Here is a 25,739-nt window from a genome sequence, read left to right as displayed (position 1 = left end):
GGCTATTATTTCGACAAAAAGAACAACATTCCCTATACCCGCCGCAAGACCTGACGCTCAGACCGCAGCCGGGTCCGGTAGCGTCAGATGCGCCGGGAAAATTTCACGGGTAAACGGTGGCAGCGACGCCAGAATCGCCTTACCGTAAAATTTGCTGATCACGCGCTCATCAAACAATGTAATACGCCCCGTATCGCTCTCACTGCGCAACAGTCGCCCGCTGGCCTGAACCAGGCGAAACGCTGCTTCCGGGACCGACAATGTCATGAACGGGTTTTTCCCCTGCTGCTCAAGCCATTGCGCTAACGTGGCCTCAATCGGATCGTTGGGCACAGCAAAGGGTATTTTAGCGATCAGCACATGCTCACAATACTTGCCAGGCAAGTCCACGCCCTCGGCAAAACTGGCCAGTCCGAAAATCACACTGGGCTCGCCCTTGTCGATACGCTGACGATGGAAGTTCAGTAGCTGCGCTTTTTGATAATCATCCTGACACAGAATAATGTGCCGCCACTCATCACTCATGCCCTCGAGCACGTCGAGCATCTGGCGTCGCGAACTGAACAGCATCAGCGAGGCTTCTTTCTTGTCCAGCAACTGCGGTAAAAGCGCTACGATTGCCGCCGTATGCGCGCGATTATTGGAGGGATCGCAGTTTAATTTGGGAATGATCAGGCGGGCGGCACTGGCATAATCAAACGGGCTGGCGATACGATGGTAGACAGTATGAGCCGGCAGGCCGGCACGCATGGCGAGGACATCAAACTTTTCCAGCGCAGAGAGTGTCGCTGACGTTAATACCGCACCCGCGCAACGCTGCCAAAGGTGTTCAGTCAACGTATGTGCCGCCAGCACCGGACTGCAACTCAGCACGATATCAACGCTGTCCTCCTGCTCCACCTGACTCAGCCAGCGCGCTGACGGCGCCTGATCTGCCGAGTCCTGGCTGGCAAACGCCTGCCAGAGTTTCTCGCTGGCTTCTGCCCGGCTCGTCATGCTGCCCAGCAGCGGGAACCATTGTTCTGCGTGCTGACGGCCGGGCAACGTGTCGGCTTCCTCCATCTGTCGCCGCAGCACCGTGCTGATTTCCTTGAGGCCACGCGTCAGCCGGTAGAACCGGGATGCCAACTGCACCGCCTGCTCGCGCAATTCGGCAGGCACCACACCCAGCGCGAATGTCATTGCATCCCCGCTATCGCCACCCCCCTGATATCCACCGGCGCCCCGCTGCTGCCCGTCGACGTTCGCATTCGATTTCAGCAGAGGTTCAAGTAGTAACAGGGTTGTGCCCAGTGCTTCCGATATCTGTTTGAACAGCGGTTTGATGTCGGACTGCTCGCGGACGATAACTCCGTTATCGTTGATTACGGTATCAGCGGCCAGCCGGGCCAGCGTCCTCGCGCTGGCGTCCAGCCATTGCATGGTGGCCCGCAAGCGCGTTGACGAGGAGAAATGCTGATTGGTTTTCGCCGGCAGATGATGGGCTTCGTCAAAAATGTAAATGGTGTCTTCCGGGGCTGGCAGAATGGCGCCACCGCCCAGCGCAAGATCGACCAGCACCAGATCATGATTAGCCACCACGCAATCGACTTTTTGTACCTGTTCGCGGGCCTGATAGAAAAAGCAGCGACTGTAATTACTGCACTTTTGCCCGGCACACTGACCCGCCTCGACAGTCACCGGGGACCATTCCGAGTCGCGCAGCACACCGTCCCAGTCATCGCGATCACCCTGCCATTCGCCACGGCTGATTTTATCCAGCATGGATTCATACAGTGCGGTGTCACCGGGCGTCTGAGCGCCCAGATCGCGGACATCGTCGCCAAACAGAGCCAACATGGCATTTTCACTGTCATTGCCCTGCAGTATCTGATCCAGGCGCGACAAACACAGATAGCGACCGCGACCCTTGGCCAGCGTATAGGTAAAACTCAGACCACTGTGTTTTGCTATATCGGGCAGATCACGCAGTGTTACCTGCTCCTGCAACGCCACTGTGGCGGTGGCCAGCACCACTTTCTTGCCCAGATGCCTGGCCAGGGGCAATGTGCCCAGCACATACGCCAGAGTCTTGCCGGTGCCGGTGCCTGCTTCAATGACACACACAGGGCCGGCGCCTGATTCCGCACTACCCTCGGCAGCGCCCTCGCAGACATCGCCCTCGGCATCAATGTCTGCCAGCGAGCGTGCTATCTCAGCAATCATTAAGCGCTGCCCATAGCGAGGGCGCAGAGACTTGCTGGCCAGAATCTGCTTGTAAGCCTGCTGAATTTCTTCTTTAATCTGATCGGGAAGCATAAATCTGGCCTGATGCGTGTGCGGATGGTGCGTTTAAAGACTCTGCTGTGATTATAGCACCTGTCTGTTATTATACGTGGCCGAGTAGGGAGAGCAGTAATCTATGACATCGTCAACAACACCGGAAACGACTGAAGCCGTGCAGCAGAAACCAGCAGAAGCAGAGCAGCCCGCCATCGACGAATCAGTGGCTGAATCAGTGGATCAGTCGTCAGAGACGCAGAATGCCGCCCCCAACGAGCCCCCCGCTCGCCCCCAACCCGATGAAGCCCATGAGCGACAATCCGGTAGCAGTGAATCGCCGGCGGACACAGCAAGCGCTGCCACCAGCGACAGCGCGGAAGCCACTGCCGGTAGCACAGAAACAGGCGGTAGCAAAGCATCAGCCGGTAGCGAAGCTGCCGAAGACGCTGGCGCCGAGTCGGCCCCCCAGTCGCCCCCGGTCGTTAAACTGTCGGAGCAGGAGAAACTGCAGAAAGCAGCCGCAGCCACTTCCTACAAGGATTTGCCTACTCTGCTGTCATTACAGAAAAGACTGGAGCGTTTGCAGGCATCGGAAAGTGAGACCGGAACTCCTTCGCTGCCGCAGGCGGATGAAGATCTGGCCAGGGTTGCTACACAACTGCAGACGCTGATTGCAGAACATCAGGACTGGCAGCAAAAACTGATCAGAGAGGTCGAGCAGTCGGTCATCACCATGACTGCGCACATCAGCGAGGGCCGGGTCAGCGAAGCGCAAAGTTTATGGGACCGCAGTCAGAACACCATCAAGCGGCTGGCAAGCGAGGAACAGGAACGCCTGCAGGCGCAACTGGCTCCCCTGAAACCGGAACTGAACAAACTGCTGGACTGGAAAAAATTCGCTTCTTCGGAAAAGAAAAAAGAGCTAATTGACAAAATGGAGGCCTTGACTACCGACGAGTCATCGCCGCCACAGAAAGCCAAACTGATTCGCGCACTGCAGGATGAATGGAAGTTGCTCGGCCACTCCGATGCCAACGACGACCTGTGGACCCGGTTCAGTGAACTGGCCAAGGTTGCGTTTGAGCCTTGCAAGGTTTACTTCAAGGAACGCAAGGAAAAACAGGCCGCCAATCTCATCGCCCGTAATAATATTTGCGAACAGCTTGAAGCGTACGCCGCCACCATGGACGAAAACGATGTCAATCTGGCGGAAGTATCCAAGCTGGAAAACCAGGCGCGTGAAGACTGGAAAAAATACGCACCGGTGGCACAGGCAAAAATCAAGAATCTGCAAAAACGCTTTAACACTGTACTTAGCGATCTGCGCCAGAAAAAGCGCCAGGCGCTGCAGGCGCACAATGCACAGAAGCAGGCATTGATCGACCAGGCCCAGGCACTGCTGGCACAGGACGATTTGCAGGCAGCCATTCAGCAGGCAAAAACCCTGCAACAGGACTGGAAAGCGCTGGGTGCCGGTTCATTCAAGGACGATCGTAAGCTGTGGACTGATTTCCGTGCTGCGTGTGATGCCCTGTTTGAACGCCGCGACGCTGTCAGCAAGGAACAGAAACAGCAGCAGCGCCAGGTGTCTTCGGCAGCACGCGACATTCTCAGCAAGATTGCCGCTCTGCTCAGCCTGACTGACGAAGAGTTCAGTCAATCGCGCAGCCAGTTCAATACCCTGGCCCGGGAATTTCGTGCGGCTCTGACTCCTGACATGAAGGCCGAGCGCAAAGCGCTACAGGATCAGTTCAATCAGTTGAGCCGTAAGTACGAGGCAAGGCTGCGAACGACGCCGGACAAGAAGGTATTGCAGTTAATGCAACAGGTGCAGGCCAAAGCCGAGCTATGTCAGGTGCATGAAGAAACCTTGCTGACAGGAAGTGTACCGGATATTTCCAGTGCTACGCTGGAACAGACCTGGAGCGAACTGGACACTATTGCCAACGCAGAGATTGAACAGGCAATGAAAAAACGTTTTCGCCAGTTATTGCAAAACCTGCAGAAACCGGCTGACTGGCCGGCCATGGCAGCAAAGCAGGAAACCAGGGCACGGGAATTATGTGTAGCCGCTGAAATCATGAGTGGCGCCGACACACCCGCAGCCGACAAGGCCATTCGCATGCAGCAGCAGCTCAATCAACTCCAGCGTGGCCTGGGGCGCATGCCATTGACGCAAAAAGACAAGGTGCAACAGATGCAAGAGACCGAGATGGAATTCCTTTGTCTTGGCCCCCTGCTGCCACTCGCCCGCAGTACACTGCAAAACCGGCTCCAGCACATCCGTCAGAAAATCTGACCCGGCAATCTGTCTATCGCCGGTCAGCGAACCGGCTTATGACGGGATTGGCATACATCAGGCGCACATGGTGCCGGGCTCCCGGGGACATGCTGCTCAGGCGCGCATTGAACTTCTCTGCCGTGGCCGGGTCTACCTGCAACTCTGCGAGCACCTGGCTGCCTTCGCCGGATAATGGCGGGACTGACTCAGGCGATTCATGCTGTAATTGCTGCAAGGCCAGCAAATTGGTTTGCTGCAGTAGATAATTGTTGATCACCTGGCCATCAATCTGCGCCGCGATCGCCTCATCATCCATGTCCGCATCCAGCGTCAGCTCATCTCCAAACGCGACATGCACATGTCCTTTAAACCCAACCATGCCGGTGACGATACTGTTAATGTCGCTTTGCTCATCCTTTTGGTAGGAGCCGGTCTCCAGCTTCTGGTGCAGCTCGTCACCTTTAAGCGCATCACAGGGATCATACTCGTAGGAAATTGACACCGGCACGATATGCAAAGCCTGCAAGGCATCGCCGAGTGCTGCGGGCCGGCGTGCCATACCCAGCATCTTCAGCAGAGCGGTGTCGGTGCGATCAACGCCATCCTTCGCCCGCCCTTCGCGTTGTGCAATCCAGACATTGCGGTTGATCTCTATGCAGTGATGGATATATTCAGACAACTGTTTCGACGATTTCAACAACTCCCGCCCTTTCAGTGAGCGTTTCACAATAAAACTCTTGTTCAGCCGCATCAGGTCTGTGACAAATGGACGTTTAAGCAGATTGTCACCGATGGCAATGTACAGGGTGTCGAAACCGGCGTGGTACAGCATGTAATTTACAAACGCCGGATCCATGGCAATGTCACGGTGATTGCTGATAAACAGATAGGACTTATCGTGCGACAGTTTTTCCAGGCCACTGTTGGTCAGACGCGAAGTCGTGCGCTCAATCATCTGATCCATGTAGCCGGCGATGACATCCTGCATGGATTTGACACTGTCGACATCTTTTAACTGGGCGGTCAAGCGTCGCTGTGTCAACGCCGCCAATAACGACGGCACCCAGCGATACCACGTCGGATGGCTGAAACTGGCAATACTGCGGATGAAATCGCGGTCTTTCAGCAATGCGTCCAATACCGGTCGAATTTCTTCGTCATGGTATGGCCTGATGTCCTTGAATGGATCCATTAATTACAAACCGGTAGTGGATGGGGCTCGACAACAACTTATCAACATCGCTCGGGGAACGAATTGCGCGCGATTCTAACCATTTTCATCAGAGCTGGCAAACCTCGTCACGCCACTGCTGCAGATCTTGCAACATGCCTTCCTGGGTGTCACCGGCAGCGCTTTCCCGCAATTTTGCCAGCCATTCATCATAGCTTGCCAGGTCGGGTCCGGCTCCCGGCACATCGGAGCCCCTTGTCAGCCGCTGGTGGCAGAATTCACGCCAGGCTTGCTGTTCCGGCGCGGTCAGCGACTGGGGGTAGTTGCGCGCCCGATACCGGAACAGCATCTCGGGCAAGCGGCTATCGCTAAATGCTGACGCCAATTGGGCGGATTCCGATGCCAGATCCTGGGCGCTCATCTGACGCACTCTGGTCATCAGACGCTTGTCTGCGGCACTGAAGAAACCGCCCGCATACAACATGAAATCAGGGTCGGTCAGTGCCTCGAAATCAGGTCGCGCGGCAAAGGCTTCACTTACTCTGGCAATGAAGTCCGGTCGGGCATGAATAATCTGCCAGTGCGCTCGCGACTGCGCCATATCAATCTGCAGCTGCTGCGCCCTGTTTGCAGCCAGCGCCGCAGGTGATGCCAGCATCGGACATCGGTTTGCATGCAGCACTTTCACCGGCAGCCGCTCTTCGCCATCGACCAGCTCGGCGCGCGACCTGAACAGACTTTGCCGAAGCTGCTCTGTTGTCATGTCCAGCCACGGTGTGGGATCCGTACGGAGGTCATAAAGCAGTACACCGTTACTGTCCACCGGATGCATGGCCAATGGCATGGTCAGCGCAAGGCAACCCATGCGTGCCGGGTACATGGATGAAATATGCAGTACCGGCGTGTGTGCGGCAACGTCGAGCAACTCATTTACCCGGTGTTTACTTCGCAGTGCAAACGCATAGTCATACAATCGTGGTTGCCGGGTTTTCACCAGTTTTGCCACCGCGATGGTGGCCCGCACATCGGACAACGCGTCGTGGGCGTCCTGATGGCTGATACCGTTGGCAGCGCTGAGCGCTTCCAGTCGAAACGACACGGTGCCGTCTTCTTTTTCCGGCCAGACGATACCGTCAGGTCGCAAGGCATAACACAATCGCACCACATCTATGATATCCCAGCGCGAGTTACCGTTTTTCCACTCCCGTTCGTAAGCGTCATAAAAATTGCGGTACAGCAACTGACGGGTCAGTTCATCATCAAAGCGAATACTGTTAAAACCAGCAACACAGGTTTGCGGACGGGCGAATTGCTCATGTATCTGACGAATAAATTCGGCCTCCGGCAGACCGCGTTTGCGGGCCTGTTGCGGGGTGATGCCGGTTATCAGGCAGGCCTGGGGATGCGGCAGCATATCAACTGCCGGCTGACAATAAATAACCAGCGGCGCCTCGACTTCATTCAACTCAGTGTCAGTGCGGATACCAGCAAACTGGGACGCCCGGTCGCGCCGCGCATCAGCACCAAACGCCTCGTAGTCGTGCCAGTATATTGTTGCTGCCTTATCCTCGCCCGCCATCACACCACCTATTTCGTCAACGCGTGTCGCCACGCAGAAAGTCCCGACTATAACATAGAGAATTTTTACCACAGCATTCGGCGGCTATTGCCCAGATAGTGTACTATTTGCACCATCTGTCACAGTGATATGGAAGGATCAACCTTATGCGTTTCCCCGGAGCCCACATACTCAGCGTTACCCAGTTCGAGCGAGCGGATGTGGAGCGGATCTTCGAGGTGGCTGACAGTATGAGACCCTATGCGCATCGGGAGCGCATGACCAAGGTACTGGACGGCGCAATCATGGGGAATATGTTCTTTGAGCCCAGCACCCGCACCCGGGTCAGTTTTGGCTGTGCCTTTAACCTGTTGGGTGGCGAGGTCAGGGAGACCACTGACATCAAAGCCAGCTCGCTGACCAAAGGCGAGTCCCTGTATGACACCGGCAGGGTCATGAGCGGCTACAGCGACATCATTGTCATGCGCCATCCACAGGCAGGGTCGGTCGCGGAATTTGCCAGGGCCAGTCGGGTACCGGTGTTGAATGCCGGTGATGGCCCCAATGAGCATCCCAGCCAGGCGTTGCTCGACCTGTACACCATCAAAAAAGAGCTGAAGTCGCGGCAGCAGAACATCGATGGCATGCATATCGCCATGATAGGCGACCTCAAACATGGCCGGACCGTGCACTCGCTGTCAAAGCTGGTCAGTCTTTACGAGAAAGTCAAATTTACCCTGATATCGCCCAAAGAGCTCGCCATGCCAGACACCATCGTTGAGCATCTGCGACAGCGCGGTCATGAAGTAGTCGAAACGGAAGACATGGAAACCGGCCTGGTCAGCAACGACATCGTTTACCTGACCCGAATTCAGGAGGAGCGTTTTGCCAGCAAACCGGAAGCCGACCTGTACCGCGGCCGCTTCCGTCTGAACCGGTCCATTTACACCCAGTATTGCCAGCCCAACACGGTCATCATGCACCCCCTGCCCCGTGACTCCCGTGAAGACGCCAATGAACTGGATAACGACCTTAACCAGCATCCAAGTCTGGCCATTTTCCGCCAGACTGACAACGGCGTACTGGTTCGTATGGCCTTGTTTGCCCTGACGCTGGATGTCAGTGAGCAGATCGACAAGTCGTCGCGCGAAGTCAATTGGTACACCGAACGACGATTCTGATTGTCGCCCAGGCACACAACCCCCGGATCCGGAGCACAAAAATGCTATTCAAGGATATGTTAAAGGCGATGGTGGCACAGGAAGCCTCTGATCTGTTTCTGACCGCTGATGCGGCCCCCATGATCAAAACCTTCGGTCATATCAAGGCGCTTGATGACCATCCCTTGAGCGGCGATGACGTGCAAGCAACCGCCTTTGCCATCATGTCGCCAGATCAGCAACAACAGTTCACGCACGAGCCGGAACTCAATCTGGCAATTGCCGAGCCCGGCATTGGTCGTTTTCGTGCCAACGTTTTCCGCCAGCGCGGACAACTCGCGATGGTGGTCAGACATGTAAAAACCGAGATACCGCAACCGGAAGCTCTGGGATTACCAGACATTCTGCAACAATTGATCATGGAGAAGCGTGGCCTGTTGCTGTTTGTGGGGGCCACCGGCTCCGGTAAATCCACATCGCTGGCAGCCCTGATTGACTATCGCAACCGGAATTCCGATGGCCATATCATCACCGTCGAGGACCCCATAGAATTCATCCACCCACACAAGAAATCCATCATCAGCCAACGCGAAGTCGGGCTGGACACGGTCAGCTATGGGGCGGCACTGAAGAACACGCTGCGGCAGGCACCCGACGTTATACTGATCGGTGAAATTCGCAGCATGGATACCATGGAACACGCCCTCGCCTTCGCTGAAACCGGTCACCTGTGTGTATCAACCCTGCATGCCAACAACGCCAACCAGGCACTGGACCGTATCATCAATTTCTTTCCGGAAGAAAGACATAAACAGCTATTCCTGGACCTGTCACTGAACCTGCGCGGCCTGGTTTCGCAACGCCTGATACCGTCTTCCGACGGTAAACGGGCGGCGGCGTTCGAAATTCTGCTGGGCACGCCGAGGGTCTGTGACCTGATCAAGCAGGGCAAGATCGACGATATCCGGGAAACCATGGAGAAGTCTGCCGAGCAAGGCATGGTGACCTTTGATGCTGCTCTGCTATCGTTGTATCAGGCGGGTCGTATTACGCTGGATGATGCCCTGAAAAATGCCGATTCCAAAAATAATCTGCGCCTGAAAATACAGCTGAGCGATGGTTCATCATCAACAGCTGACGCGGATAACTCCAGCTTGACTCTGCGTCCCAAGGATTGATTACTCTGCCCACAGCAACGGTGCCAAATCCGGCACAATCCGCTATACTTTCGCAATGATCGATACAAAAACAAAAAAATACGCTATTTCACGCTGGAATGCCGAGTTTTCCGACCCGGGTATTGAGGGTGCCTACAGCAAACATGTCGAGTCTGATACTGCTGTTTACCTTGTTCGCACGCTGAAAATATGGGCCTTCCTGTTACTGATTTTTGCCTGGCCAGACTGGCTGGCGTTAGGCAACAGTACTGGCTTTTTTACTCTGTTTGCATTGCGCAGCGCCTTTGTCTGCCTGCTGTTGGCATTGGCATTTATAGTCCCGCGAAAACCACACTGGGCAACCTGGGGCTGGCCGGTCACGCTGGTCGCCATTGCCGGTTATCCCCTGTTTTTTGTTTATCCCTATATCCTGCCCACTAACGGTGTCTTCGGGCTGTCAGTCATGATGATGATGCTGCTCAGCATATACGTGTTTGTACCTAACCGGTTGGGCCTTACTAATTTGGTAGCCGCCATCGGTGTTGCCATGGTTACACTGAACCTGGTAATCGCGGGCAGCAGTATTAGTGAAATCATATTGGTAAACATGGTATTAATCTGGCCGGTGGCGATAGGTTTTGCAGCAGCGCAACGCATCAACACTGGCAACCGCAAGGCCTTCATGGCCTTACTGAACGCCGAAAGCGCCAATCACACCCTGTCAGAAGAAATAGCCCGGCGCAAAGTCCTGGAAACCGAACTGCAACGCCAGGCACTGACTGACCCACTGACCGGTCTGAGCAACCGTCGTCAATACGAACTGTTATTCCGCCGCGAACTCGACAGGCATAAACGTCACGGCACGCCGCTTGCACTTGGCATGATCGATCTCGACCATTTCAAGCGCATCAATGACGAGCACGGTCATGAATTCGGCGACCAGGTACTTAAGGCAGTGGCCGAAGCCCTGCAGCAGCCTTTACGTAGCTGCGATATTTTGGGACGCTTTGGTGGCGAGGAATTCATCCTCATCCTGCCCGAAACCACGCTGCAACAGGCAGTCGCCATTGCCGAACGTATGCGTCAGGCGTTGCGGGCCGCAGCCATTATCAAGGATGGCCAGACCATCCGGATTACCGCCACCTTTGCCATGACCGGGGCCTACGAGAGTGACGAAAACATCAGCGATATGATCCGGCGCGCGGACGACGCCCTGTATCAGGGCAAACGTGCCGGACGAGACCGGGTTATGGAAGCTGCAGCGTAACCTGCGACCACTGGCTATCAGATGTCGCGGGCAACCAGCAGTTTCATGATCTCATTGCTGCCACCATAGATTTTCTGGATTCGGGCATCGATATACATTTTGGCAATCGGATACTCCATCATATAGCCGTAGCCGCCGAAGAACTGCAGGCACTCATCGACAATCTCGCACTGCTTTTGTGTCGTCCACCATTTGGCCATGGCCGCAGTTGATGCATCGAGCTTGCCGTCGAGCAGTTTCATGGCACAGTCATCAACGAATACGCGGGCCAGCCGTGCTTCAGTCAAACGCTCCGCCAACTTAAACTGTGTGTTCTGGAAATCCAGTATTCGCTTGCCAAATGCTTTACGCTCCTTGACGTACTCGCAGGTATAGTCAAGCGCCCTCTCCATTGCGACACAGGCACTGACAGCAATAATTAACCGCTCCTGCGGCAATTGCTCCATCAATTGCACAAAACCCAGCCCTTCTGAATCACCTAACAGGTTGTCTGCGGGAACAAACACACTATCAAAAAACGCCTCTGACGTATCCTGCGCTTTCAGACCAATTTTCTCCAGATTGCGACCCCGTTTGAAACTGTCTTTGACTTCGGCTGCATCCGTTTCCAGCATCAACAGGGACACGCCTTTGCTACCGGCTGCAGCATCGGTTTTCACCACAACGCATATCAGGTTGGCCAGCTGTCCATTGGTGAGGAAGGTTTTCTGTCCATTGACCAGATAGCCGCCGTCTGTTTTCACTGCCGTTGTCGCCACTGCCTGCAGGTCTGAGCCGGTCCCCGGCTCGGTCATGGCAATCGCTCCGACCAGCTCACCGCTGGCCATTCTGGGCAGCCAGCGCTGCTTTTGTGATTCCGATCCATAATTCAGCACATAGTGCGCGACAATGCCCGAATGCACTGAGTTGCCAATACCCGTGACACCGGCACGCGCCATTTCTTCCTCAATCACCATTTCGTGACGAAAATCGCCACCGCCACCTCCGTATTCCACAGGAATGGATGCACACAGAATCCCGGCCTGACCAGCTTTGATCCACGCCTCTCTGTCGACAACGCCCTGCTCGTCCCAGCGTTTGACATGAGGTACAAATTCGCGCTCGAAAAAGCGCGCAATATGCGAGCGCATGATATTGAGCTCTTCGTTCATCCACGGTGGTGTATGATTATTACCTGGCATCGATAAAACTCCTAGCGGGCGGCCATGCGTATAGCCGCATCCAGCCGAATGACCTCTCCATTGAGGTAGGAACTGGTGACAATATGAGCCGCCAGATCAGCGAACTCTTCAGACAACCCCATACGTTTGGGAAACTGTATCATGTCAATTAACGCGTCCTTGACGGGCTCTGGTGATGCCTGCATCAATGGCGTAGCGAAGATACCCGGTGCCACAGTCATGACCCGGATGCCGTCGCGCGCCAGGTCTCTGGCAACAGGCAGCGTCATCGACACAATACCGCCTTTGGATGCACTGTATGCGGCCTGCCCCATTTGACCATCGAAAGCCGCAACAGACGCAACATTGATGATCACGCCACGTTCATTGTCTTCCGTTTGCGGCGCGTTTTTCTGCATGGCCGCGGCACACAGGCGAAGCACGTTGAAAGTACCCAGCAGATTGACACGGATCACACGATGAAACTGCTCCAGCGGCATCGGTCCGTCGCGACCCACTGTTTTGGCAGCGGCACCGATACCCGCACTGTTCACATTAATATGTAGCCCACCGAATGTTGTCACGGTTTTTTGCACGGCAGCCGTCACCTGCGCCTCGTCGCTGACATCGCCTGCCGACCAACTGGCGCACGCACCCAGTTCATCCGCGGCCGCCTGTACCCGGGTAGCATCCAGGTCGAACAACATCACGTTGGCGCCTTCCGCAATGAAGCGCTGCGCTGCTGCCAGGCCCAGACCTGAAGCGGCGCCGGTGATAAAGGCTGTTTTTTCTTTTAATTGCATGGTAAAACCTCGTGTTCCCGGTCTGTCTTTTTTCAGTGAAGTGGCAAGAATGTAAGATCACAGTCCTAAAATCAATAAGAAAATGAATGAATTCATAAACCATGAGCGGACCTCTGCACGGATTTAAAATTATAGAAATGGCCGCCATCGGTCCCGTGCCATTCTGCGGCATGATGCTGTCCGATATGGGCGCCGATGTCGTGCGAATTGATCGCAAAGGCAGCCCCGTTGCCCACCAGAACAACCCGGTCAATCGCGGTCGTCGTTCCATTGCCCTGGACTTGAAATCGCCAGACGACATCGCCACCGCCCGGCAGTTAATCAATCGGGCGGATGCCCTGATCGAAGGCTTCCGCCCCGGCGTCATGGAGCGTCTTGGCCTGGGTCCGGAACCCTGCCTTGCAGACAATCGCGGATTGGTCTACGGCCGCATGACCGGATGGGGACAAACCGGGCCACTGGCGCAATCTGCCGGCCACGATATCAACTACATTGCCCTCACCGGCGCCTTGCATGCCATGTCGCGGGACGGGCAGCCGCCCTCGCCGCCACTCAACCTGATCGGCGATTATGGTGGCGGTGCCATGTTGCTGGCCAGTGGCGTACTGGCTGCGTTACTTGAACGCAGTCGTTCCGGCCTGGGCCAGGTCATCGATGCCGCCATGACCGACGGTTCTGCCTGCCTGATGAGTCTGTTTCACGGCCTTCAGGCCAGCGGCAACTGGCGAGACCAGCCGGGCACCAACATGCTGGATGGCGGCGCGCACTTCTATAACACTTACGCCTGCGCCGATGGCAAGTTCATCAGCATTGGTCCGATCGAGCCTCAATTTTACACTGCCCTGTTGCAACGTTGCGGAATCGACGAGCCGGCGTTCAGCGCGCAAATGGACGTCGGACAGTGGCCCGCGCTGAAAGACAAACTCGGCAATCTCTTCCGGACCCGCAACCGCGATGACTGGTGCGCGTTGCTGGAAGGCAGCGATGCATGTTTTGCACCGGTGCTCGACACCCGGGAAGCCGCTCAACACCCTCACAATCAGGCACGCCAAACGTTTGTCCGGCACAACGGCATAACCCAGGCCGCACCGGCGCCCCGCTTCAGCAGAACCCCGGGCGCCATCAAAAACGCACCCGCTGCCCCCGATGAACACCACGACGCCATCTTGCGCGATTGGCTTTAGGACACAGCATCATGTTAACGATCAACGATTACACCCAATTGGATGCCATCGCCATGGCAGAGCTGCGCCAGTCCGGCGAGGTCAGCGCCAGTGAGCTGTTGGAATGCGCTTTCAGGCAGACCGATAAACTGAACCCCCAGCTTAATGCCATTGTCTATCAGGATCGCGAGCACGCTCGCGAGCGCGCGCAGGAAATTGACCGGCATTCGCCACCGGTAGCAACGTCGGATCTGAACAGCCAGCTTGCAGGCGTTCCGTTTTTGATTAAAGAGGTTAATGCCGTTAAAGGCTGGCCTCACACCCGCAGTACCGCATTGTACCGGGACAATGTTGCCAGCAAGGACAGCGCCATCATGCAGCGCTACCGCAACGCAGGCCTGATTGCGTTCGGCAGCACCAATACCCCTGAATTGTGCCTGACCATAACCACCGAGTTCTCCCTGTTTGGCCCCAGTCGCAACCCGCATAATCCTGGCTACAGCAGCGGCGGATCCAGCGGCGGCTCGGCTGCGGCAGTGGCTGCCGGTATCGTGCCGGTGGCGGACGGCAGTGACGGCGGTGGTTCCATTCGCATCCCGGCAGCCTGCTGCGGCCTGGTCGGATTAAAACCCAGCCGCGGTCTCAGTGTTGTTGAACCTGACTTTGGCAGTGCCTGGAGCGGCATGAGCGTAGGCCATGTATTGAGCCGCTCAGTGCGCGACAGTGCTGCATTTCTGGATTTGTTACGTTTGCAAAAACCGGGTCTTTTCGCCCTGCCTGCGTTTGCCGGGTCCTACTATCAAACGCATGACCGTGAATTAAAGGGCCTTAAAGTAGCCGTGCAACGCCAGCACCCGGCAGGACTGCCTGTTCACCCGGATTGCCTGGCTGCCCTGGATAAGGCAATAGATCTGTGCCAGAGCGCCGGCCATCAGGTAGAGGAACTGTCACCACCGGTAGACTACGCCATGGTCGGCCGGGCCATGTCCACACTGATCAACGTTCACGTAGGTCAGATTCTCAGCCCGGGCCTGGAAACAGATCAGAAAACCCCGGAGCAAGCCGCTCTTGCCGAGTCCACCAGGCGCATGGCCAATCAGGGCCTGAAAACGTCCGCGGCGCTTTACCTGGCGGCACTGGACACAGTAAAACAGGCTGAACGTCAGATGGCGACGTTTCATGAACAGTATGATCTGGTGCTATCCCCGGTGCTGGCCCTGCCACCGGCGGAACTGGGCTGGCTCGACATGAACGCTGACGACATCCGCGAGTACGCACGCCGCTACGCCGCCTACAGTCCGTTTACCGCGCTGTACAATGGTACCGGTCAGCCCAGCATTTCCTTGCCCCTGCGCCAGAATGCTGACGGATTGCCGATCGGCGTGATGTTCAGCGCCGCCTGGGGACAGGATCACGTCCTGTTGCAGCTGGCAAATCAGTTACTGCCGGGCATAGTGCCCATTGCCGGCTGATACTCGCCTACACATCATCCAAGGCTATTGCTATAATGCGCGCCGTTTACCATGATCGGCTCGTCATCAATAGCCTGTCAATTATCCACCAACCCGATTCGTCACAAGGATCCACTTGCACATGAAACAGTCCCCTTCGTTCTCTCGCTGGCGTCCACATCCCTGGCACGGCCTTGAAGTTGGCCCCGACCTGCCCCGCGTGGTTAATGCCTACATCGAAATCAGTCCGTTTGATCAGATGAAGTATGAGATCGACAAGGATACCGGTTACCTGTGTATTGACCGGCCTCAGCGCACGTCTGCGCAGCAGCCCACGCTGTACGGATTCATCCCGCGCACTTACTGTGGCAACCGTGTACGCGACCTGATGCCCGGCACCGAGTGTGGTGATGGTGACCCGCTGGATATTTGTGTCATCAGCGAACGTCCCATTGATCGCACGGAAATTCTGATCAAAGCCAAAGTGGTGGGTGGTCTGCCGATGAATGATGGCGGTGAAGCTGATGATAAAATCATTGCCATCGTGCAGGATGATCCTGCTTACGGCCATATGAACGATATCTCCGAATTGCCGCCCATCCTGGTCGAGCGCATTGCCCACTACTTCAATACCTACAAAATGGTACCGGGCAAGAGCAACAAGGTTTCAATAGGCGCCGCTTATGGCTTCGATCACGCCACCACCGTGCTGCAGGCGGCGATGGCAGATTACGACGAAGACTACGGACACTTGCTGGAAGACTGAGAAATTTTTACCGAGTGAATCAAGGCGGCGCAATTCCCATCAGGGATTCTGCGCCGTTTTTTGTCTCAGAGTTCCTGCACATTTCGCACTGAGGTCACCTGGGCCATGATGGAAATCGCGATTTCTGCCGGTGTTTTGCTGCCGATGGCAAACCCGATAGGTGCGTGCAGGCGCGCAATCTCCTCGTCGCTTAAACCCAGTTCCGGCAGCCGCAAACGCCGGTTTGCCGAGGTCCGCTCGGACCCCATGGCGCCGATGTAGAAAGCGTCGGTTTTCAGTGCTTCCATCAACGCCATGTCATCAACGCGCGGATCATGTGCCAGCGCAATAATGCCACTGTAGGGATTACTGAACTGATCGCGTACCACATCATCCGGCAGGTCTGCTGACAGGTGCACACCTTCCACCTGCCAGTTATCCAGGTAGGACGGGCGAGGATCACACAACGTCACTTCATAATCCATTATCAAGGCCAGCTCTGCCACATAACGCGCCACATCTCCGGCGCCCAGCAGCAACAAACGGTAACGCGGGCTCAGACTGTGCAGCATTTCCCTGTCATCAAGCGTCACCGCCTCATCAGATGACACCTGACGCGTACTGATCACACCGGTCTGCAGGTCAACATGGCGACTGATGCGCCGGTGATCGTCCAGCGCCGCATCCAGCTCCGCGAATACCGCCCGCATACCCGGCTCCGGCGAGATGAACTCCACCAACACATGCAACTGACCACCACACGGCAATCGCAAACGCGCCTGCTCTTCAGCCGAGACCCCATACTGCACAACAAAAGGCTGGTGTTCCGCCTCGTAACGCTGTTTCAGACTACCAACCCGCAGTTGCTCAAGAAAATCTTCCTCTATGCAGCCGCCGGAAATTGACCCCACCATCTCACCCTGCAGGGTACAGGCCATCATGGCACCGACCGGACGCGGGGAGGATCCCCAGGTCTTCAGGATCGTGCACAACCAAACCGGCTTATCCTGAGCCAGCCAGGCTGACACGCTGGCAATAATATGGTGCTGACTGCTTTGCATGAATAACCTTCTATACTTTGATTCTCTGTACGGAACACAGGGATTGCCTGTGCGAAGCACGGATCAGACCGCCAATCGTTTCCAGCTGCCCCGCATAAACAGAACTGTACCGATAATACCCATGGTCAAATCGCCAATGAAGATAGACCAGTATACACCCTCGGCACCCCATCCGGCTGCCATCGCCAGCGTCCAGGCCAGCGGTATTTGTACCAGCCAGAAACTGAATCCATTTATCCAGGTGGGTGTCATGGTATCACCGGCACCGTTGAAGGCCTGTGTGACCACTGAGCCGATAGCCAGAAACACAAACCCGTAACTCAGAATACGCAAACTCTGAATACCGTTGGCAACGACATCAGGGTTCTGACTAAAGAAACCCATCACCCAAACCGGGAAGAATATCAGCACCAATCCCACCATCAGCATATAGCTGACATTGTACCCGACTACCTGCCAGACAGTGCGCTCGGCCCGATCAGGCTTGCCTGCACCCAGGTTCTGTCCGACCAGGGTTGCCACTGCGTTGCTCAGACCCCAGGATGGCAAAATGACAAAGATGATGACACGGATGGCAATGGTGTACCCGGCCACGGCTTCATTGCCAAAGTTGGATACCAGGCGCATCAGAAAAACCCAGCTGGCCGTGGCGATGAGAAACTGGGCAATGCCTCCCACCGAAATCCGCAACAACTGCAGCACAATCGACAACCGCAGCACCAGATCGGTCAACGCCAATCGTATACGCCGGTTGTGTGCACACAGATAATAAATCTGATAGGCCACACCGACGCCACGACCGATATTGGTGGCCACGGCAGCACCTGTCAGCCCCAGTTCAGGGAAGGGCCCCCAGCCATAGATCAGCACCGGATCCAGCACAATGTTAATGCCATTGGCCAGGATCAGGGCACGCATGGCAATACTGGCATCGCCGGCACCGCGAAAAATGGCGTTGTTCAGAAACAGAAAAACGATGGTAAATGCACCGGAGAACATAATCCGGGTATAGGTTTCGCCTGTCGCCAGCACCGCTGCATCGGCCCCCATCAGCGTCAGGATACGCCCGGCATAAAAGAAACCGGTCACGCCGACCAGAACCGAGACTGCCATGCCGACCCAGATTGCCTGTCCTGCAACCACCGCCGCCGCCGCAGGGTTATTCTCACCGATGCGTCGGGCGACCAGTGCGGTTGCGGCCATGCTCAGGCCAATGGCCAACGCATACAGTAGCGAGATCACCGCCTCTGTCAAACCCACGGTGGCAACAGCCTCCGCCCCCAGCCCGGCAACAAAAAAGATGTCTACAATAGCAAACACCGACTCCATCGCCATTTCCAGAATCATGGGCACCGAGAGCAGGAAGGTAGCCCTGGCGATGGACCCCTCTGTGTAATTGATGGTGGCGTTGCCGACCAGCGCCTGTCTGAACAGACTCAGGCCCGCCTGAATTTTTTTTAACATGATACAAACCCTGAAAACCGGTCAATGCGCATCGACCAAAGATCGAACGCGGCGTCGTTATGACGTCCGGAATTGAAACCGGCAAGCTATAGAATTGGCGCGACTCGAAAAATCGGGTACCGGCCAGCTGGACAATAGGAAATGAGTCTGCAACCGCCCGGGGGCGATCAAGTCTCAAACGGCCTTGGGAAAGCCTGTGGTCATTAACTTCATGGGCCTGCACTCCTGCAGTGTGGGGCGGGTCGACGTCATGTATCGTGGCGGATTATAATCCGCAGCCTGCGATTTGTCTGCATCAATAATTGTCACAATGTGTTACGTTAGGCAAATTAGTGTTTTACCCAAAGTGAGTAGCTCGCAAGTGACTTTAGCCGTTCTAATTTGTGATGACTCCGCGCTGGCTCGTCGCCAGATGGCGCGCTCCCTGCCCTCGGCCTGGGACATTAACCTGAGCTTTGCCAACGATGGTCAACAGGCCATTGCTGCCATCAATGCCGGCAGAGCCGACTTGCTGTTTCTGGACCTTAATATGCCGGTGATGAACGGCTATGAGGTGCTCGACCAGATCCGTGCCGATGATCTGCCGACCATGGTACTGGTGGTTTCCGGCGACATTCAAAGCGAAGCCCGGACACGGGTGATGGCCAAAGGCGCGCTCGATTTTATCCGCAAACCGGTGGCACCCGACCAGATCGCCGGCGTTCTGGGGCGCTATGGCATTCTGTCACTCGCCGAATGCAAAGACCAGGCGCCGGGCTCGCCGACAATGGATGACCTGCCCAGCGCTGACTTTGTGCAGGCACTTAGCGAAGTCGTCAATATCGCCATGGGTCAGGCAGGTAGCCGACTCAGTGATTTACTCGGCACCTTCATACAATTGCCGGTGCCTGACGTATTCACAACACCTTACCACCAATTGGCCCGGCATTTACCCTATGCTGACGTCGCGCCAATGAGTGCCGTCTCACACGGCTTCAGCGGTAACGGCGTTGCCGGCGAAGCAATTTTTCTGATGAACTCGGACGGTTTCACCGATCTGGAGTCTCTGGTTGCACTGGACATGCCGGACGGCAGCAATTCGCAAACCGGCATCCTGACGGATCTGTCGGAACTGTTGGTAGGCTCCTGTCTCAAAGGTATCAGCCAGCAACTGGACATCGAATTCAACCACAGTTATCCCGTGGTACTTGGCCATGAACAGGAGTGCACAAAACTGCTGGATTGCGAATCAAATCCGGTCAACGTGCTGGTCATTAATATTTCATACCACCTGTCAACGCCTGACATGGATTGCCACCTGCTGTTGTTGCTGACGGAAGATTCGATACCGGCACTGCGCGCGAGAGTTGAAATACTGATGCATGACTCCGGAGTCGAATAAACATGCTGAACGCCCCTTCACACAGTTCTGACATGGACAGCCTGCATTTGGTGATGCAGTTGTTGCAGACGCTGGATAACGGGTTGATTCTGCTGGACGCTGACTATCAGGTGCAACTGTGGAACAGCTTCATGGAGAATCACAGCGGCATAGCGACCAGTCATGCCCGGGGACAAAATCTGTTCAAGCTTTTCCCGGAATTGCCTGCAACCTGGCTGAAACGAAAAATAGACTCGGTATTCAGTCTGCAAAGCCGGGCCTTTTGTACCTGGGAAGAACATCCAAGGCTGTTCAATTTTAAAAGCACACGCCCGCTCACCGGGCATTCAGCGCTGATGTACCAGAACATCACCCTGATTCCACTCAGTGGCGTTAACGGTCAGGTTACCAGTGTCTGCCTGCTGGTTTACGATGTCACAGAAATCGCCACCCGCAAAAATGAGCTGGAGTCAGCCAACAGAACCCTGAAAAAACTCAGTCGCACCGATAAACTGACCAACCTGTACAATCGCGGCTACTGGGAAGGTTGTCTTGAACAGGAGTTCAAACGCTGCCATCGCAATAAGCGACCCGCATCACTGATCCTGTTTGATATCGATCATTTCAAAAAATTCAATGATACACATGGACATGCGGCAGGTGATGAAGTTCTGCGCGCTGTTGCCAAAGCCATCCGGGAGACACAGCGTTCAACCGACGTATCCGGACGCTACGGCGGCGAGGAATTTGGCATTGTATTGCCGGAAACCGATCAGGCCCAGGCCCTGCTGGTTGCTGAAAGACTGCGGGAAACGATTGCATCCACTGTGGTGGATTGGGAGGGAACACCACTTCAGGTGACTGTAAGCCTGGGTATTACAGAATACTCGGACATGTTTGCAGACTATTCGTCATGGTTGGAGCTGAGCGACAAGGCGTTGTATCAGGCCAAGAAAGACGGACGCAATCGCAGTCATACACCAGGCTCATGAAACGTAGCCGTCCTATTGCAGGCTGAACGGTGTGTGAGTCTGCTCCAGTGCCAGCAGGTGCTTTTTACACGCCAGACCACCACCAAAACCTGTCAGATCTCCTTTACTGCCGATTACCCGGTGACAGGGAATGACAATGGGCAGCGGATTCTGACCGTTGGCCGCGCCTACCGCGCGGCTGGCCTCAGGCTTACCGACCAGTGCAGCAATGTCTCCATAACTTCGGGTTTCGGCGTAAGGAATTTGCCGGAGGGCCTGCCAAACCTGTACCTGGAAACTTGTGCCCTGGGGACGCAGCGCCAGGTCAAACTCTGTTAGCTCACCGACAAAATAGGCTGACAATTGCTGTTTGACAGAATTGAACAGTTCATTACGTCGCAGCCAGTCAGGAGCTGGCTGTTTCGCCGCTTTACCTGTGGGGAAACTAATCAACGTCAACGCACTCTCATCACCTGCCAGCAACAGCTTGCCGACAGGTGAATCATAGTAGCTATAAAACGTCTCGCTCACTGAGAATCCAGCAGTGCGTTAGCACGCGAGATGACATATTGCAGCACGGCTTCAGAGTCCGCCTCTTCAAGCTGACCAGAGAACGACACCATACCGCCAGAGGCGAGCTCGCCCTCCAGCACGACAGCGTTCCAGTCCTCAATATCATGTAAACGATCCGTATACCGCAGATCCGGGAATACACCGGCACCATCACTGGCCGCGTTGTTGCCGTGGCACACGCTGCAATACTGCCCATAAACCTGCTCACCGTGAGCCAGCATTTCATTGTTGGCCAGCAGTGGCGGCGGGTTCAGTTCGCGATCTTCAGCGACTGCCACCTCGGTAGGCAGCTCATGGGTGCCACCCAGGGTGTACACCAGCAAGCGTGAATTGTTGCTGGATTCACGGGTGGTAGATCCAATCATGCCCGGCCCGACCTGTGGCAAGGCGCGTGAGCCGGTCAACACTGCCACATATTGCTGTCCGTCGATGCTGTAACTGACGGGTGCTGCGACGGTGTGGGACTGTGTAATGGCGCTCCACAGTCGCTCACCGTCGCTATCCCGGTAGGCTACAAATTCGCCGCCTGCATTGCCCTGGAACACCAGACCACCGGCGGTTGACATGACCCCCGCCGCAGCTGTGGGGGACGGCTGCGGTTGACGCCATACTTCCTGCTGGGCAACCGGATCCCAGGCCAGCAAATAGGCTTTACGCTCAGGCGCAGCATCACCTGCTGCAGCCACCAGACGGGCGCCCTCTGCCAGATCGGTACCGGTATTCCAGCCGCGATCCGAGCGTTCAAACGATTCCTGAGCATGGTAACCCATGAAGTTTTCAGTGGCTGGCAGATAAACCAGATTGGTGTTCTGGCTGAACGACATCGGGTACCAGTTATGGCCGCCCAGCGCACCCGGCTGGACAATGATGGGTTGCTTGGTCACATCGTAGCGCGCTTCGGGAATTTCTACCGGACGCCCGGTTTCCAGATCAATATGCGTTGCCCAGTTCACCGGCACGAAGTTTTCAGCCGACAGCAGTCGTCCGGTCAACGCGTCCAGTACATAGAAGAAACCGTTTTTGGGCGCCTGCATGACAACCCGACGGTCCTCACCACCAATGTTCAGGTCGGCGACAATAATCTGCTGGGTTGCAGTGTAATCCCAGGTTTCCCCGGGTGTGGTCTGGTAGTGCCATACGTAACTGCCGTCATCCGGATTGATGGCAACAATTGAGGTCAGGAACAGGTTGTCGCCGCCGCCCGGACTCCGCAGTGACTGATTCCAGGGAGAACCGTTACCCACGCCGATATACATCAGGTTCGACTCGGGGTCGTAGGCCATGGAGTCCCAGACGGTGCCACCACCGCCCATGACCCACCATTCACCTGTCCAGGTTTCGGCGGCCATTTCCAGTTCCGGTTGCTCAAAGCCGTCCTCGGGATTGCCCGGCACCGTGTAGAAACGCCAGTGTGGCTCGCCGGTGTCTGCATCGTAAGCGGTAATGTATCCGCGCACGCCGTACTCACCACCGCCATTACCAATAATCACTTTGCCATCAACGATACGCGGGGCACCGGTGATGGTATAAGGTTGCGACTGATCCGTGGTCACTACACTCCAGAGCTGTTCTCCGGTGGTTGCGTCCAGCGCGATCAGGCGGCCATCCAGCGCGCCAAAGAATATCTTGCCGTCCCAGGCCGCCACCCCGCGGTTGACCACATCACAGCAGGCGTCAACACCACGTGCGCGATCAACTTCAGGATCAAATTCCCACAACAGGCTGCCATCCTCGGCATCAAACGCCTTCACCATGCTCCACGCAGTCGTGATATAGATGGCCCCGTCAACGACGATGGGTGTGGCTTCCTGACCCCGGCTGGTGTCCATATCTGCCGACCAGGCCAGCCCCAGTTGATCCACATTGCCAGTGCTTATCTGATCCAGCGGGCTGAACCGTTGCTCCCAGTAATTCCGTCCCGTCGACATCCATTGACCGGGCTCCTCGTCCGCAGCCACCAGCCGCTCGGTGGTCACCGAGGCACTGTATTCGGGCATGCTGGCCGGAGCAGATGTCTCGGGCATACTGGTTGCGGTGCTGTCAGGCTGTTCGGCCGGCCCACATGCCGCCAGCACCAGCGCAGCGGCAGCCAGTATCGAGAAATGTTTGGTCTTGTTCATGTTGTGTCCCCTGAATCTGCGTCAGTTTTTAATTTTTAAGCTTGAAAACCAGCACTGCATTGCCCGGCATCTGGCCGAATGTTGCGTAACCGGAATTGATAATCATGTAATCACCGCTGAGGACCGGCCCTGTAGCATCCAGTGACCCACCGCTGGCCTCGACACCGTTAATGGTGTCATATTCCCGGACCGTATTGTACTCCCAGAGCAGCGCTCCGGTCTCGGGATCGTGGGCAAACAGGTAACCACTGAGTGACCCGGCCAGAATCAGATCATCGGTCGCCGTAATTGGCGAAGAATAGGCATCCATGCAGCCACGCTCGCCGGCACAGCGCTCAGGTACCGGCGCGTACCAGAGTACGTCGCCGGTTTTCATGTCAATGGCGTGCAGCCCCGGCTGGCGTGGCTCGCCTTCGTCGGTGATGCCACTGCGGTCGGAAACCGGTACATAAACCACATCTCCGTGGAATGACATGCCCCAATGCACACCGCCCAGGGCGCCTCCCCTACCCACGCGGGTTCGCCAGAGCACTTCTCCGTTCTGTGTCGGATCCAGACCATAAATTTCTGCACCCTTGGTGCCGGCAACAACAATTTCCTGCCCATTGGACAGGGTGGTCGTCACAATCGGCGCACCGATGTCCAGATCCGGGCCGGGATCCGGGCAGTTGGGGTGAGCGCCATCAGGCCGGCATCCCATCACGAACTGGTCCTGACCGGTGGTCTGATATACCCACACCATTTCACCGCTATCCATATCGAAGGCAATAACCGAATCACTGGTATTACTGGCCGGCCGGCTGTAATTCTGCCCGGAACCGGCATACACCAGATTGCGCTCCGGATCGATGCTGGGTGCCTGCCAGATGGGTGCGCCGGATGGCGCGTATACCGGATTGCCGGCACTGTTCTGACCGACCAGCTCAGGCTCGTCCATGATATAAGTGTGCCAGAGCTTGTCTCCGGTATTCAGGTCAAAAGCCGCCATATTGCCGCGAAACGTACAGCAGTGATGATCCGGACGCCCGGCAGCGCCTACCTCAATGGATGACACCGGAACAAAAATTCGGTCCCCGTATACCACCGGGGAACCTGTGCTGCGGGCATAGGGGTTATCATCAACCTCGGTATCCCAGAGCGCTTCCCCGCTGCGCGCATCAACCACATAAATGTGGTTGGAGTTTTCCGCAATAATAGCCAGATATTGGTCCAGCGCTTGCGAATAGGCAACAGTGACAGCAGCGCGGACCTCTCCGGGCACCTCAATGCTCCAATAGGCGCACCCTGAGGCAATATCCATGGCATGGACGCTGCCCGAGGGGCTCCCCATAAACACCGTGTTATTGATGACAGTAGGCTGGGCGCGGGCGACGGTGGAGTTTTCCAGCCCCATCACCCAGGCCAGTTCCAGCTCGTCGATATTGGTAGCATTGATCGCGGTGCCCTGCGCTGACTGGTAGCGCTCATTACTCAGGCCATTACCCCAACCATTCCAGTTGCTGTTCAGCGACAACTCCAGATGCGGCATTGCCTGCTCGCAACGTGCCAGGCCGGCGACTGACTCCGCCTGCATCCGACTACCGGTCAAATGCTCGGACAGCGCAATCTTCTGGGCATTGGTCAGTGCAGCGGCCTGCGCCTGCATGATACCGTCCGTCAGCGCGCTGTACAGGCTATTGGCAGTATACGACGCCAACGCCTCCCGGTTGGGTGTGCGCACATCCTGCGGATCGGCATGACAGGTAGCACAGTACTGATCGTACAGGCTGGTACCATCCAGATTCTCCGCTGCCAACGCCAGACCGCTTACGCCGCTGACTGCCAGCCCGACCAGCATGCTCGTGAACTTTCTCATCGTGTCAAAAACCTCTACTGCGTTGCAATGAATGGCCAGCATTATTGGCCGGAAATCGAGATGCCCGATGTTAACCGAATCGCCACACAAAACGAACCGCCTATGCGTCAGAACACCATCTGCAGAGACAAGTCACCAGCCTGAGCTGGCCGTGACA

At 56.1% G+C, this 25,739-nt stretch carries 19 protein-coding genes; 9 read left to right on the top strand and 10 right to left on the bottom strand.

The genetic code is table 11. From position 1 onward, the window contains the following. Window positions 1-57 precede the first annotated feature (57 nt). Window positions 58-2,298: an ATP-dependent DNA helicase DinG gene (gene dinG, locus ENH71_RS05095; RefSeq protein WP_294132537.1), complete on the bottom strand. Its 2,241-nt coding sequence runs from the start codon at window positions 2,296-2,298 to the stop codon at window positions 58-60. A 103-nt stretch (window positions 2,299-2,401) separates the two neighbouring features. Here dinG and ENH71_RS05090 point away from each other — a divergent pair, with 103 nt between their 5' ends. After that, window positions 2,402-4,561, top strand: coding sequence for a DUF349 domain-containing protein (locus tag ENH71_RS05090; protein ID WP_294132535.1), 2,160 nt, complete (start codon window positions 2,402-2,404; stop codon window positions 4,559-4,561). A 13-nt stretch (window positions 4,562-4,574) separates the two neighbouring features. Here the strand turns inward: ENH71_RS05090 and ENH71_RS05085 are convergent, their stop codons facing one another. Together ENH71_RS05085 and sbcB are read right to left on the bottom strand one after the other, a co-directional pair. After that, the gene (locus ENH71_RS05085) at window positions 4,575-5,735 is read right to left on the bottom strand and encodes a 1-acyl-sn-glycerol-3-phosphate acyltransferase (protein ID WP_294132533.1); all 1,161 of its coding nucleotides are present in this window, start codon (window positions 5,733-5,735) and stop codon (window positions 4,575-4,577) included. A gap of 88 nt (window positions 5,736-5,823) precedes the next feature. After that, a complete protein-coding gene (gene sbcB, locus ENH71_RS05080) occupies window positions 5,824-7,326 on the bottom strand; it encodes an exodeoxyribonuclease I (RefSeq protein ID WP_294132530.1) in 1,503 nt (500 codons plus the stop codon). 113 nt (window positions 7,327-7,439) lie between these two features. Here sbcB and ENH71_RS05075 point away from each other — a divergent pair, with 113 nt between their 5' ends. From ENH71_RS05075 to ENH71_RS05065, 3 genes are read left to right on the top strand one after another with little or no spacing between them, the layout of a single operon-like run. Next, the gene (locus ENH71_RS05075; protein ID WP_294132528.1) at window positions 7,440-8,453 is read left to right on the top strand and encodes an aspartate carbamoyltransferase; all 1,014 of its coding nucleotides are present in this window, start codon (window positions 7,440-7,442) and stop codon (window positions 8,451-8,453) included. 41 nt (window positions 8,454-8,494) lie between these two features. Further along, on the top strand, window positions 8,495-9,610 hold the full coding sequence (locus tag ENH71_RS05070; RefSeq protein WP_294132525.1) for a PilT/PilU family type 4a pilus ATPase: 1,116 nt from the start codon (window positions 8,495-8,497) through the stop codon (window positions 9,608-9,610). Window positions 9,611-9,665: 55 nt separating this feature from the next. After that, complete coding sequence (locus ENH71_RS05065; RefSeq protein WP_294132522.1) at window positions 9,666-10,856, top strand: GGDEF domain-containing protein; 1,191 nt, start codon at window positions 9,666-9,668, stop codon at window positions 10,854-10,856. A gap of 17 nt (window positions 10,857-10,873) precedes the next feature. On the opposite strand, the gene ENH71_RS05060 is transcribed toward ENH71_RS05065, so the two are convergent. Both ENH71_RS05060 and ENH71_RS05055 read right to left on the bottom strand, forming a co-directional pair. After that, entirely contained in the window at window positions 10,874-12,037 is a 1,164-nt protein-coding gene (locus tag ENH71_RS05060; protein ID WP_294132519.1) for an acyl-CoA dehydrogenase family protein, read from the bottom strand. A gap of 11 nt (window positions 12,038-12,048) precedes the next feature. Then, on the bottom strand, window positions 12,049-12,819 hold the full coding sequence (locus ENH71_RS05055; protein ID WP_294132516.1) for an SDR family NAD(P)-dependent oxidoreductase: 771 nt from the start codon (window positions 12,817-12,819) through the stop codon (window positions 12,049-12,051). Between the two features lie 101 nt (window positions 12,820-12,920). Between ENH71_RS05055 and ENH71_RS05050 the strand changes: the two genes are divergently transcribed. From ENH71_RS05050 to ENH71_RS05040, 3 genes are all read left to right on the top strand, one after another. Continuing rightward, window positions 12,921-14,003 carry a CaiB/BaiF CoA transferase family protein gene (locus ENH71_RS05050; RefSeq protein WP_294132513.1) on the top strand — a complete coding sequence of 361 codons (1,083 nt, stop codon included), beginning with the start codon at window positions 12,921-12,923 and terminating at the stop codon, window positions 14,001-14,003. Between the two features lie 11 nt (window positions 14,004-14,014). After that, entirely contained in the window at window positions 14,015-15,454 is a 1,440-nt protein-coding gene (locus tag ENH71_RS05045) for an amidase (protein WP_294132511.1), read from the top strand. Between the two features lie 121 nt (window positions 15,455-15,575). Beyond that, entirely contained in the window at window positions 15,576-16,199 is a 624-nt protein-coding gene (locus ENH71_RS05040) for an inorganic pyrophosphatase (protein ID WP_294132509.1), read from the top strand. A 65-nt stretch (window positions 16,200-16,264) separates the two neighbouring features. Here ENH71_RS05040 and ENH71_RS05035 read toward each other — a convergent pair whose 3' ends face one another. Continuing rightward, window positions 16,265-17,239 carry an XdhC family protein gene (locus tag ENH71_RS05035; RefSeq protein ID WP_294132507.1) on the bottom strand — a complete coding sequence of 325 codons (975 nt, stop codon included), beginning with the start codon at window positions 17,237-17,239 and terminating at the stop codon, window positions 16,265-16,267. Window positions 17,240-17,302: 63 nt separating this feature from the next. After that, window positions 17,303-18,703, bottom strand: coding sequence for an MATE family efflux transporter (locus ENH71_RS05030; RefSeq protein ID WP_294132504.1), 1,401 nt, complete (start codon window positions 18,701-18,703; stop codon window positions 17,303-17,305). Window positions 18,704-19,064: 361 nt separating this feature from the next. Here ENH71_RS05030 and ENH71_RS05025 point away from each other — a divergent pair, with 361 nt between their 5' ends. Then, window positions 19,065-20,084 carry a response regulator gene (locus ENH71_RS05025; protein ID WP_294132502.1) on the top strand — a complete coding sequence of 340 codons (1,020 nt, stop codon included), beginning with the start codon at window positions 19,065-19,067 and terminating at the stop codon, window positions 20,082-20,084. A gap of 2 nt (window positions 20,085-20,086) precedes the next feature. After that, window positions 20,087-21,055, top strand: coding sequence for a GGDEF domain-containing protein (locus tag ENH71_RS05020; protein WP_294132500.1), 969 nt, complete (start codon window positions 20,087-20,089; stop codon window positions 21,053-21,055). 12 nt (window positions 21,056-21,067) lie between these two features. Here ENH71_RS05020 and ENH71_RS05015 read toward each other — a convergent pair whose 3' ends face one another. The 3 genes from ENH71_RS05015 to ENH71_RS05005 are packed head-to-tail and all read right to left on the bottom strand — an operon-like array spanning window position 21,068 to window position 25,582. Then, window positions 21,068-21,565, bottom strand: a complete 498-nt coding sequence (locus ENH71_RS05015; protein ID WP_294132498.1) for a methylated-DNA--[protein]-cysteine S-methyltransferase — start codon at window positions 21,563-21,565, stop codon at window positions 21,068-21,070. Beyond that, a complete protein-coding gene (locus ENH71_RS05010) occupies window positions 21,562-23,727 on the bottom strand; it encodes a PQQ-dependent dehydrogenase, methanol/ethanol family (RefSeq protein WP_294132496.1) in 2,166 nt (721 codons plus the stop codon). Before ENH71_RS05010 ends, ENH71_RS05015 begins: the two co-directional genes overlap by 4 nt. A gap of 28 nt (window positions 23,728-23,755) precedes the next feature. Beyond that, window positions 23,756-25,582, bottom strand: coding sequence for a BamB-related PQQ repeat family beta-propellar protein (locus ENH71_RS05005; protein ID WP_294132494.1), 1,827 nt, complete (start codon window positions 25,580-25,582; stop codon window positions 23,756-23,758). Window positions 25,583-25,739: the final 157 nt, after the last annotated feature.

This window comes from Pseudohongiella sp. (assembly GCF_011050365.1).
Classification (GTDB): Bacteria; Pseudomonadota; Gammaproteobacteria; order Pseudomonadales; family Pseudohongiellaceae; genus Pseudohongiella.
Note: the sequence above shows the minus strand (reverse complement) of the source record. Positions and strands in the feature narration are given on the sequence as shown.